The sequence below is a fragment of the Sporosarcina sp. FA9 genome (assembly GCF_051550205.1).
GTDB lineage: Bacteria > Bacillota > Bacilli > Bacillales_A > Planococcaceae > Sporosarcina.
Window position 1 is genome coordinate 668,564 of record NZ_CP188819.1, and the last position, 12,805, is coordinate 681,368.

Consider the following 12,805-nt stretch of genomic DNA (forward strand, 5'->3'; position numbering starts at 1 on the left):
GTGCAACAAATCACGTGGAGTGCAAGCAAACCAAATGACGGTGCAAGCAAATCTGTATTCGGTGCAAGGAAATCGAGAAAGTCTACACTAGAGTCAACACACAAAAAAACCCGAAACGACTGGAGTCGTTTCGGGTTTTGAAATTCACAAATTACTTGCGAGTCATATGAACGATTTTATTACCAACTAATTTTCCATCACGGTTAAATGCGAGAAATTCAGCATCACGATACAAGGTGAAGTTGGATATTTCGTGAAGGCCTTTTCTTAGAGCGAAATGATTTTGGCCTCTACTGATTAATTCGTAATCTACGTCACCGTTAAACGAATTGAATCGGACTACGACTCTCGCGATTTCACCGCATCCTTCACGAATATCCGTAAACATGAATAAGTCTGAGCTCGTATATTCGATGACGGATGAAGAAAATGCTTGGCTAGGTATCGCACAAGTTGGTGGCGGGGTGCCACAAGTGATTTCTGAAAGAATCGATTGATACGCGATGCCGATATCGATGTCTCTTTCAACATGGTAATATTGGCCGCCAGTGTCGCGAGCCAACTGTTGCAAAAGAGGTTCTTGCAACTGAGTTGGTTTGCCTAAACCGATTGTGTAGATGCGTATCTTTTTATCCTTTGCCATTTTAAGGGCATCATTAATTTGTTTTGTACTGGATTTTCCGTCGGTTAGAAGAATTGCAATCTTTTGTCCCGATGCCGGAGTAATGAATTCTTTAAATGCAATTTGTAGCCCTTTACCAATGTTGGTTCCGCCAGATTGACCTACTTGTGCAAACGTCCTATGCACATCAGACACGGATTTTGAAGGGCTAAGTAAAACACCATTGGAACTAAATCGGGCCGATATGTTATTGGGAGCTTTTATAGCTTCAATAAGTTCTTCGGACTTAGAAACACGAAGTTTCTGTCGATCATTGACCCTCATGCTTCCAGATGAATCTAGAACAAAAGCGATTTCAAGATCACCGATTGGACAGCTTGCTTCGACTTGAAGTGGCGCATCGTATAAAAGTTCGATCCGGTGTTTGGTATTCAATACGGAATTGATTTCATCTTTAAATCGTACATCTACTAGATCTATTTCTGCAGAAATCACATCAATTATCGACTGTGACGATTGAATGTTAGTAACCGTTGTCCGTGCAACTCCATTTGAGAAGTCAGCGTATTGATTAGAAAGGTTGGCTCCTTCAGTAGAAGAAAATTGTACACGACCATTAAAGCTTTTAATAAGGTCTCCGCCTGGGCGAATAATTGTGGCTGTAACTTCTGTGACAGGTATTGATATTCCTTGCGCGTTCGGTATCATTTTCTCTTCTTTTTCAATACGCAGTTCAGCTTGTGGAACGTACTTCAACTGAACAGTGACTGGTTGAATAAAGCAATCCACGTTATTGTTTTGAACAGCTTTGAATGACAGTGTCTCTGTTTTGGCCAATCCCACTGCCGGTGCCGTAATTTCCACAGTTAAGTCGGGTCCATCTGTATTTACGATTGTACTCGTAGCTACATTAAATTGAACGGCAGCTAAGTGAGCACGTGCAGTCATTAATTCTGTGTTCGCATTTTTCGCATTTTTTGTAGCTTCACTGATAATCAAATAGAATGGTTCTAAATATTTTTCTAAATTACCAAAAGTGATATTCCATTCGTTTTGGGCTGAATACAATCGAGATTGAGCATTATCTACTGCTGCCCAGGCATTAGTGGCTTTAGTTTCTGCGTTTTTCACAGTTGCTTCAGCGTTACTAATAATGGTTCCTGTACTAAATGCGGGTTGACCAAACTTGCCATCATCCAACTTCGCACCCAATTCAGAAGTGACTCTAAATGACAATGATTCATCATAAGAAATCGGTTCTCCCGAGCAACTTCTTAGGGATACCGTTACAAATGTTGAATCCACACCGTTTGCAATCAAAGTCGGTTTTTCAATATCTACTGCGATAGTTTGCATAATAGGCGGAGATAAAACAGGTGGTTTCGGCTTTGAGTCGGTTGGTGGGAAGAAAACGACACCATCCCCGTAGAAATTCGGCGGTAGCTCATATTTAGAATTATCTTTCCCTGTCGCTGGTCTATTCAAGCCTCGTAAATTACAATTTCCAGTCTTCGAGAGTCTGTCGAAAAAGATTGTCGCATCCGCGCGACTCAAAGTGTTTTGAGCGCCGTAATCTGTGTAATCGTTTTTACCTGTTGCACCGCTTGCCAAATCATTTATGTACATATAAAGAATGGCTTGGGATTCACTTAAATCGACACCATTGAAGGCGGCGATAATTCGTGCAACTTGTCCTTTCGTAATTGGAAGGTCACGAGATTTATCTGAATTCAAACCATTTAGTGGGATATTGTTGCTTTGTAAGTACTTATAATTTCCAGATGCATAGTGTTTTCCTTTCGCTGATGTAAACGAATCAGGTGAAGAACAATCGTAGCGGATGAGCATCGCCGCAAATTGGGCTTCTGTTAATTTTTTGTCTGGTTGGAATGTACCATCAGGATAGCCTTTAATTAGCCCTTTATCGTATGCCCATTCGATTGAAGAAGATGCATAGTGATTTGATTTTACATCTTTAAATGGACTTGCTGCATTCGTGAAAATAGGTAAGACCGTTAGGATGAAAATCATTGAAATCACAAGGGAAGTACCCTTGAATGTACTTAGTAGGTTCATATTTTCACCCTTTCTTACTCAAAAAAGAGTATGTCGTCACGATAGTTTAGTTTTAAATCATTTTCTAGAAAATCTAGAAACCGTACAAGCATTGCAGATGACTGTGCTCTTGTAAGTGGCTCGTTTGGTCTGAACTGATTTAGCTGGTCACCTGAAACGAGTCCCAATTCGGTAGCTACATAGACGCTGTCTTTTGCGTATGCGGGAATTTTATTATTATCAACGTAATTTGTTTGATAACCAGGATTCGGTGCACGACCTTCCATTCCTAGTGAACGAACGAGAATCGCAACGGCTTGTGCACGAGTAATAGGACCATCAGGATTAAACTGGTCTGGTGTAACTCCAGTAATAATTCCTTTTTCCACAGCACTCTCAATGTACAAATAATCGGGTTCTTTTGGATCCAAGTCCTTAAATATAGCTATCTTAGGAGCTTTCTTTTTACTCTTAGCTTCTTCCAACACACGAATATCCACTGCTTTTAATACGCCAATTGTATATTGATAGCGTTTCATCGGTGTATTTGGTGAGAAGAACTGTGTGGATTCATCAAAAACCCCTAAAGAATATAGTTTTTCAATATGATCTTTTGCCCAGTTTCCAGACAAATCCCGAAACTTCGGAACAATTAAACGTTCAATTTTTGAAACCATTTTTGCGGATAAAGGAATCGTACCTTTTCCAGAAGCGTACGGAATATCATACGTATATTCACCAATCATATTTGATTTACTAACAACGGCATGTCCGCCTGTAAAGCTTGATAAGGATGGATCATGTGGCTCATATTGCAACACACGGGATTTACTATCGGACACTTTACTCGTAACAAATGCTTGTCCTCTATTTGAAATGATTTCATAGTCAATGAGCTGTGTTTCAGTAGCTCCCCAGAAGTTTTCATAGCCCATATTTCGCCCATTTACGTGTACTGTAATAAGTTCCTCTGTTTTATCGAGTTTCTTATATTTATAAATCTTACGTGCGATGATATTGCCCGAATAATAATCAGACGCTGGACGATTATCTGCCACTGCACCTTGCGAAAAATGGAAATCATCCAGTGTATATGTTTCTTTTCCAATTGTTATTTTTTCGGAAAAGCTTTTAATGGAAGTTTGCGAAGTTGTTTGCCCCTTATCCAAACGGTTGTCAATGATACCTTCATACACAACACTTCGGGTTAACTTATACCCCTCTGGACTCGTTAGTGCAAACTTATATGTAGACGTTTCTTTACCTTTGCTTTCTTTTTCGGAAATCGTTGCTTTTCCAGAAAAACGAATAGGGGTTCCAGTTAGAAAGAAAACTTCTTCGTACGTATATTCATTTAGGATACCACCATTATAATCCGGTGCTTTCGCATCTACACTTGGGCTAATGATGAAAATAGAGAGTAATAATGCACATAAGAATATACTTTTCTTTTTCATGATAAATTCACTTCATCCTCTTCTTTACTATTTTATTATAAAACGGGAGTGGTTAGACTCCCGTTTTTGTTAATTGACGAGTAGTATACGGCCTTTAACTGAACTCTCGTGGATAAGGTAAATTCGATCGCCTTGTTTCAATTGATTGGCAGGAATCACTTTACCGTCTTTAATAATAGTAGCTTGCTTAATATTCATACTTGAAATAAATGGAGATTCAGTCCAAGGTGATTGCCACTGACTTACATTTCGAATTCGAATATTGTAAGGATCTTTGCTGTTTATTCCATCAAATCGTCCTACTGAGACAATTGAAGCAATCGGTGTATATCTTTCTAAGAAATGAACTGCAACGACTGTGTTGTTTTCAATATAGAAGTAGCCGTAATCACCTTTGTGATCGATCATTTCATCTTTTGCGACAACCTTGTTTGTTAGCAAATTTCGATCTTTGACAGCCGCTGTATCATTACTAAACGTAAATGTTGGAGATGAAACACGTTCCCAGCGATTGTTCGTTATCTTCAGTGCTTCCGATAACGTAACATTATAGGAACTCGTCGAATTTATTTTCCCGTAATATAGTGTGTGCTTCGCTAAATTTGGACTTTGGAATCCGTCATTTGTAATGTGTACAACATTTGCGTAGTTGTTTGAATTTGATCCATCGGTTACAACAAATGCTCTACCGCTCGACAGTAAACTGCTTGAGTCAACCAATCGGCCGTTGCGAATTAATATCGTTCCATCGTGATAATGAATTGAACCGGCATTTTGTAGAACAATTCTTTTGGTAGCTGTATTTACTGAATTCATTTGTTCGTAATAAGTTCGTTCATACTTCTTTTTAATAACCATTTTTTCAATGATCTCTTCACCGAATTTCAGTGTAGTTGTAAAATACACATCATTGTTTGCATAATAGCGTAATCGTTCTGGCTTAATAAGTTCATCGCCAACATAAATAGGGATTTTAGGTGAATAGTTGTAACTGCTGTTCGTATCGAGCTTATTTGGATACCATTCCCAGTTTCTGAAAATCATTTCATCCCGGATAATGAGTTTATTGTTGGAAGAATCAATGCGTTGAATCGTCCCTTTGTAAAGAGACTCCACTTTAATACCTTGAACAATAACCTCAATTGAATCAATTAGATTCGTATTGTATTTGGAGAAAAGGACCTTTACACGGTCTCCTTCATATAAAAGACTTAAATCAGACAACGTAGCTCCTCTTAAAATCTCAGTTTTCTCATTTAAATAGTACGTTTTTGTTTGACCCGTATCAAGCCGAACTGAAATGGATAAACCGCTTTTGTCAATTCGGCTAATGGATCCAAGTACAGTTTTGTCCGCATGTTCTATGCTTCCAGAGACAGCTCCGGTTTTACCTCGAAGTTCTTTTACGCGGCGTAAATGGACATCTGCTTCAACTTCCATGCCTAGTTTAAAAGCACTTATAGAAGTTGTTAATGTATCAACCGACAGTTTCGCGAACTTATCAATGTTCAGAGTGATTGTTCGACCTTGGTCATTCTTGATTGTAATGTTCTTTAATCTTTTTTCAGTTACGGTCTTGTCGATGTATACTTCTTCATAAGTAACGTTAACAAATGTGCCTGTAACACTAGAATTGGCTTCAGCAGAATTTGGTACGAAAAGGCTTAAAAATATGAATAACGGGAATATAAGTAGAGTAGTGTAGTTTCTAACCAAGTGCGATACCTCCGATGTGAAATAGTAGACTAGTAAAAAGTCATTCCCTTTATTAGTTTCCATAGTTTATATCGGCTAAATGAACGATTTTGTTAGGTATAAAGTAAAGTTTCCGATCAAAGGAATGGGAAATACCTTCCACTGGGTGTATAGTGATGGATTAATAAAGTTCCTTGTAACTGTAGTCAGTCAACGGATTTTTAATAATACCTCTACCAGTCTATTAAACAGGTGTAACCATAAATTGGTACGTGGTAGAGTAATTTTGCTATGTTAACATTATGTTGAAAGAGAAAGTGTTGCATAGCAACCTATTAAAATTTACGGAGGTAATTGGAAATGAAAAAATCAAACTCTCATAAAATACTGAAAGCTGCGATGGCAGCAACAGTAGCGACAGGTGCAATCGTTGTAGCTGCACCAACATTCACGAACGCTGAAACACCAACGTTTAAAGATGTGAATAATGTTCCTGCAGATTATTTTTATGCTGGTGTAACGGACCTAGCTGAAAGAGGCGTCATTAATGGATATCCAGACGGTACTTTCAAACCTTATAACAATATGAGTAGAGAACATGCTGCTAAAGTTATGGCTCTTGCTCTAGGCCTAGATTTAGAGAATGTTAAAGACCCTGGCTTTACAGATGTACCAAAAAGCAACCCTTACTATGCACATATTGCTGCTTTAGTAGAAGCGAAAATTATTTCAGGATATGAAAACGGTACATTCGGTCCTAAAAACAACTTAACAAGAGCCCAAATGGCGAAAATCATTGTTCTTGGCTTTGAATTTGAAGCAGCAGAAAAAGGAAATCTTCCATTCACGGATGTTAAAGCTGGAGAATGGCATGAAGATTTCATTACGACACTTTACGCAAATGAAATTACAACAGGAACTACAGCTACAACATTTTCTCCTAACAGACTAGTAACGCGTGGACAAATGGCTGCCTTCATTAATAGAAGTGAAGCTACAGAGAGCGCAGATGGCGTTGCTGTTAATGCTTCAGCAAAATTAGTAGTTAATGGTTCAGTACCGGTAGCACTTGGAAACTATGCAACTGCAAATGACAAGCTTGTTGCAGTTCAAGCTTATGTAAACAATTTAATCACTGACAAAGAAGTTGTCGCTAAAGTTGCTGCAGGTGCAATAGCTGGAGAATATACGGTTGCATTAACAAAAGGTGATGCGAAAGTAGAAAAAACAATTGTAATTGCTTTTGAAATGACTGCAAACGATCGTTTTGTTACTGAAGTGAATGCTTTGAATGCAACACAAATCGAAGTTAAATTTAGCACTGCTGTAGATAGTGAATCAGTACTTAATGCCAATGGAACACTAAAAGCGAACATTATCTCTTTAACTTCATTAGACGGAGTACCTGCAAATAAAATAGTTGGATTCTCGAAAGCTAATCTAAGTGCAGATGGGAAATCACTAACAATAACTGCTACTACAGAGCTTTCAAAACGCTATGATATTAAAGTCGATAACGTTAAAACGGTTACCGGACAAAACGTTGATAAATACGAACAAATGATATCAATTGCTGCAGATAAAACTGCTCCTACAATTCTAGGTGTAGAAAGACTTACAGCTGCAACGGTAAAAGTTAAGTTTTCTGAACCTATGAGTTCAATTGGTACAACGTCATTTAAATATGCTGATGGTACATCAGTTGCTGGCGTTACGAACAATTTTGTTGCAGGCGCTGATGAAATCGTGTTTACAATGGCTTCAGAGGTAACTGTAAATAAAGAAATTATCGCGACATTTATTGGTGCACGAGACCAAGCTGGAAACCTTATTTCACCGAATCCAGGAACTGCATCATTATCAAAAATTAGTGCTGATGGAGTAGCTCCAACAGTTTCTACTATAACTCAAACTGGTGCTACTACATTTGCAGTGAAGTTTTCTGAAAGAGTCGTTTCAGCTCCAACTGTGAAAATCGGTGCAGATACTGCAGCTTCAGTTACTCAAGATAAGACGGATCCTACAATTTACAATGTTACATCTACTAAACTTTTAGATGGTGCTACTACAGTTGTGGTTTCTAATTTCGAAGACTTAAGCGGAGAACAGGGAACGACTGCAAGTAAAGTTGTTACATTTGTAAAAGATACAAATGCTCCTAAAGTATTATCTAGTACAGTTCTTCAAGACTCTACAAACGGCAAAGAGTATTTAGTTCTTGCTCTTGACAAAGATGTGAAGCTAGATGCGAATTCAAAAGTTAGCGGACAAGGGACTTTTATTAAGAACTTTGTTACAAGTAGTTCAACGCCATTTACTGCGACTAACGTAACTTATAAAGATGCGGCAAATAAAAAGATTGTTCAAGTAGAATTAAATACATTCTTGGGTGCTAATGACGTTGAGGGTGCACTTTATTCAATAGATTTAACATTTGCTAATGTAATGAGTGATGCAAAACTATTGGTAGGCAAAACAAAAGTTGCTTTTACTCGTGGGAATGATATTGCAGTTGGTAATGCAGAAACTGTTGCTGTAAATAGTGTGGTTCAATCAGCAGATGATAACAATAAAGTTAACGTCACTTTTGACAAAGCTGTGGACGGTGCAACTGCAACAAACCCAGCAAACTACACAATTGGCGGTGTGATTATTGAGTCTGTTACATTATTACCGGCAGTGACGGCTAATAATACAACAACACAAGTAGCGGTTCTAAACCTTAAAGCGAATTCAAGCACTTTCACTGGTTCACGTAACGTTACAATTGCTAATGTTAAAGCGTTAGGATCAACGAAAGCAATGGAAACTTATTTCGCGAATACTGTTATGCTTAATGAAAACGTTGCTCCAACAGTAACTTTAGCGAAACTAACATCTACAAAAGAAATAACACTTACTTTCTCTGAAGGAGTAAATGTTAAAGCTGGAATAACTGATTTTGCTCTTGTAAGCGGTGTGTCTACACTTGCTAACGCTGTTGAAATTAAAACAGAGGCAAATGGTGTATCTTCAGTTGTCTTAACACTGAAAAATGTTGTTACTGATGCTAATATCGCAAGCGGTTTGTCCCTTGAAGCACTTTCAACTATAAATGTAAAAGACGCAGTTGGAAATAATATCGTATTACCTACAACAATTCAAGTAACTCGATAAGAATTGTTATTCCAATAAACATAAAGCGGACCAGGCTCATAGATGAGCCTGGCCCGCTTTTTTTATGTACCGTTATAAGTGGATTCTACAGTGTGCAACGGATTCTTATCGGTGTGCAACCAAAACCGCCCGGTGTGCAACGAATCTTCCGCGGTGTGCAACGAATCCAACAAAAAAATAGAGAATGCATCTATACATGCATTCTCTATTTTTCGTTGCCCTATTTCAGTAAAGCAACTCCACTTTGAATTGCCGCTTGGCTGACTGCTTCTGCGACGACCTTCGCGATGCGGTCATCGAAAGCGTTTGGAATGATGTACTCTTCGTTTAAATCTTCATCTTTTATTAAAGAAGCAATTGCATACGTTGCGGCTAGCTTCATAATGTCGTTGATATCGGTTGCCCGTACGTCCAAAGTTCCGCGGAAGATACCTGGGAATGCGAGGACATTATTGACTTGGTTAGGATAGTCGGAGCGACCTGTTGCGATAATGCGCACGCCAAACTCCTTCGCCTTATCCGGCATGATTTCAGGGTTTGGATTGGCCAGAGCAAATACAATGGGATCGACATCCATACATTCAATCAATTCTTTTGTTAATAAGTTTGCAGCCGAAACACCAATGAATATGTCGGCTCCTGACATTGCATCCTTTAAGGAACCTTTTATGCCAGAGTGATTTGTAATTGTGGCGATCATATCTTTCATTGGATTCATGCCATCTGGTCGATCTTTATAAATAATACCTTTCGAATCACACATCACGATATGGTCAAAACCGAGTTCGACTAGAAGTTTCACAATGGCGATACCCGCGGCTCCCGCACCATTTACCACGATTTTAACCTCGCTCATTTTTTTATTAACTACTTTTAATGAGTTGATTAAACCAGCACCTACTACGATTGCTGTTCCGTGTTGATCGTCATGGAAAACAGGGATATCACATTCCTCACGAAGACGACGTTCCACTTCAAAACATCTTGGTGCCGAAATATCTTCCAAATTAATTGCGCCAAAAGTAGGGCTAATCGCTTTTACGATATTTACAATTTCATCTACGTTTTTTGTATTAAGACAAATTGGAAATGCATCAATGTTTGCGAATCTCTTTAAAAGTAGCGCTTTACCTTCCATTACCGGAAGTGATGCTTCGGGTCCAATATCGCCCAAACCTAAAACTGCTGTGCCGTCAGTAACAACAGCAACTAAATTCCCTTTAATTGTATAATCGTAGACAGATGAAGGATTTTTAACAATTTCGAGGCATGGCTCTGCAACACCAGGAGAATAGGCCAAACTTAAATCTACGTTGTTATCTAGAGGTACTTTAGATACAACTTCCATTTTACCTTTGTTATCTTTATGAATTTGTAAAGCAGAGCTAATTACTTTTACCATTGAAGATCCCCATCCCATCTTATATTAATATTTAAGTATTCTAATTAATAACATGTTCAGATTGAAATTACAATAATTCTTTACCAAAAATTAAGATATATTAGAATACCGAAATAGAATGTTCATAATAGTAAGCGTTCTCATTGTTGATGCACATGAAAATAAGTTTTGGATTTGAAAGTAATTTATTTTCATGAAAATAAATTACTACGAACTTTTTTCGTATTATATGCGAGTGTGGGAGTTTCCGTTTTCAAATCAATTATTGAATTAAGATAGAAAAACCCCTGAAGTATTTTTGAGATACTTCGGAGGTTGTTAGATTGAAGTACGATTAAATTTTAAATTGACCAACAATTTTTTCGAGTTCTTGGGCCATATGACTTGTTTCAGTCGAGCGATTTGCGACTTCTTCAATGGATGCAGAAGTCTGTTCTGTAGCGGCTGAAATGCTCGTTGTTTGTTCGTCGATTTCACGAATTGAATCCGTTAGCTGACTAATAAGCGCGGCAACAGTCTTAGAGTTTTCGGCTTCAGTCGTTGTGAGTTCAGAAATCGTACTTATTTCATCAACCGTGTTTGAGACGGCATCTGAGATTTGGCTCAACGACTGAGCTGTTTGGTGAACGGTAACTGAACCGGCTTCAATTAGTATTGTACTTTCCTCGGTTGAGGCTACAACATGCTTAATACGATCTGTAATGTCTTTCACAAGCCTTTCGACTTCTAACACTTCAGTGTTCGATTGCTCTGCAAGCTTGCGTACTTCTTCAGCAACGATGGCAAATCCTCTTCCGTGTTCGCCCGCGCGAGCTGCTTCAATTGAGGCATTCAGAGCAAGTAAGTTTGTTTGTTTTGCAATGGCTGCGATTGAAGTAGTGATATTTTGAATTTTTAATGTTGATGCATTCAAATTTTGGATGGACTCGCCCGTTTCGATGGATGCGTTCCGAATCCGATCCATATCGCGGCTCGTGTCATTTGCTCGGTTTTGTCCTTCAAGTGCTGTTTGCATAGTGATTTTTGAATTGGCTACACTTATGTCCGCTGTTTCTTTTGAATTTTGTAGATCATCTGCAAGTGATTCTAAAATTGTAGAAGACTGTTCAGCATTTATTGTGCCGTCTGAAACGGATGCGGCAGTTTCGTTCATATTAATGGACATTTGATTAATTGCAGATTGCATTTCATTTAAAGAAGCAGCTGTATCCAAGGAGTTTCGGGTCAACTGAACAGATGTTGTTTTTATAGTACCAATCATACTCCGTAAGTTCGCGGTCACTAAATTTAATGTGTGCCCCAAATCTCCAATTTCGTCGTTTCTTTTAACGACAGAATCTTCAACGGCTAAATTGCCATCTGCAATTTCTTTTGCGTGGGCAATGAGCTCAGATATTGGTTTTGTTTTACGACGAATAAGAAAAATGGTTATAAATGATGCGATAATCATTGGAATTAAACTTACAAGAACTCCGTTACGAACAACATCCCATGTTCGTTCCGCAACGATTGCACCATCAAAATCAATCACACTAATAGCAATGATTTCTTCGCTCGCGTCATGGTTTTTATAAATAGGTGCATATCCCGAAAGCCTTTTAAGTCCCGCAAATGTATAAAGGTCCGAGTAAGTCGAATGACGCATTTCCAAAAGGATGTCAATTGCTTCTCGATCTATTGGATGTTGATCACCTGGCTTCAAACCAAGTGCACTTAGATTATCATCTAGGGCAAGAATAGTGCCATCTAAATCAAGGATATACTGTGTTTCAAAAATATCTTTATGATTAATGGTCCAATTAAGTTGTTCACCGACAGAATCCATTGTTTCGAGGTCACCGTCCAGCAATTTATCAACATCATCAGATGAAATTAAACCAGTGGTAATACTTGCGCAACCATAGGCTTCAATTCCGGCTGCATCATATAATTTATCGTACGCCGTCTTGTAAGTTGCAACGGATGTAATGACGAGCATCGCAACTATTATTCCAACTATAATCGTACCTAATTGAAAGGTAAGTGTTTTTCGCATTCTAATTTCCTCCTAATATGTAACTACCAAAGAATGAATATACCTACTCATTTATAGCACAAAGTTGTGTGCAAAAGATACAGTATAGTACAAAATAACCTACTATAGTACTTACTTCGACATAATGCCGAACAAATGTAGAATAAATACAAAATAACTTTTAATAGTTGTCGGATTAAAGTGTGGTAAAAGATATATATTGACCGTGAACGGATTTAATAAATTGATTTGGGTTCTTTAAATAGAAGAACTTCGAATGTGATCTCTCAAGCTGCGCCCTTTTTTAAAAGTGTAAATAAAGAGTAAATTATCGCAATAAACAATCAAATGGTATATATTGATGAAATGAATACAGTTATTCTATCAAAAAGAGCGTGTTAGTA

General features: G+C 38.1%; 6 protein-coding genes. 1 reads left to right on the top strand and 5 read right to left on the bottom strand.

Annotated elements, in window-relative coordinates; translation table 11 throughout:
- Positions 1 to 151 precede the first annotated feature (151 nt).
- The 3 genes from ACP8HH_RS03170 to ACP8HH_RS03180 form a co-directional block, all read right to left on the bottom strand.
- A complete protein-coding gene (locus tag ACP8HH_RS03170; RefSeq protein WP_438315758.1) occupies positions 152 to 2,698 on the bottom strand; it encodes an S-layer homology domain-containing protein in 2,547 nt (848 codons plus the stop codon).
- A 14-nt stretch (positions 2,699 to 2,712) separates the two neighbouring features.
- Entirely contained in the window at positions 2,713 to 4,134 is a 1,422-nt protein-coding gene (locus ACP8HH_RS03175; RefSeq protein ID WP_438315761.1) for an S-layer homology domain-containing protein, read from the bottom strand.
- A 69-nt stretch (positions 4,135 to 4,203) separates the two neighbouring features.
- Positions 4,204 to 5,850, bottom strand: coding sequence for a hypothetical protein (locus tag ACP8HH_RS03180; RefSeq protein WP_438315764.1), 1,647 nt, complete (start codon positions 5,848 to 5,850; stop codon positions 4,204 to 4,206).
- Between the two features lie 339 nt (positions 5,851 to 6,189).
- Here ACP8HH_RS03180 and ACP8HH_RS03185 point away from each other — a divergent pair, with 339 nt between their 5' ends.
- Positions 6,190 to 8,985 carry an S-layer homology domain-containing protein gene (locus ACP8HH_RS03185; protein WP_438315767.1) on the top strand — a complete coding sequence of 932 codons (2,796 nt, stop codon included), beginning with the start codon at positions 6,190 to 6,192 and terminating at the stop codon, positions 8,983 to 8,985.
- Positions 8,986 to 9,205: 220 nt separating this feature from the next.
- Here the strand turns inward: ACP8HH_RS03185 and ACP8HH_RS03190 are convergent, their stop codons facing one another.
- Together ACP8HH_RS03190 and ACP8HH_RS03195 are read right to left on the bottom strand one after the other, a co-directional pair.
- The gene (locus tag ACP8HH_RS03190) at positions 9,206 to 10,387 is read right to left on the bottom strand and encodes an NAD(P)-dependent malic enzyme (protein WP_438315769.1); all 1,182 of its coding nucleotides are present in this window, start codon (positions 10,385 to 10,387) and stop codon (positions 9,206 to 9,208) included.
- Positions 10,388 to 10,721: 334 nt separating this feature from the next.
- On the bottom strand, positions 10,722 to 12,422 hold the full coding sequence (locus ACP8HH_RS03195; protein WP_438315772.1) for a methyl-accepting chemotaxis protein: 1,701 nt from the start codon (positions 12,420 to 12,422) through the stop codon (positions 10,722 to 10,724).
- Positions 12,423 to 12,805 lie beyond the last annotated feature (383 nt).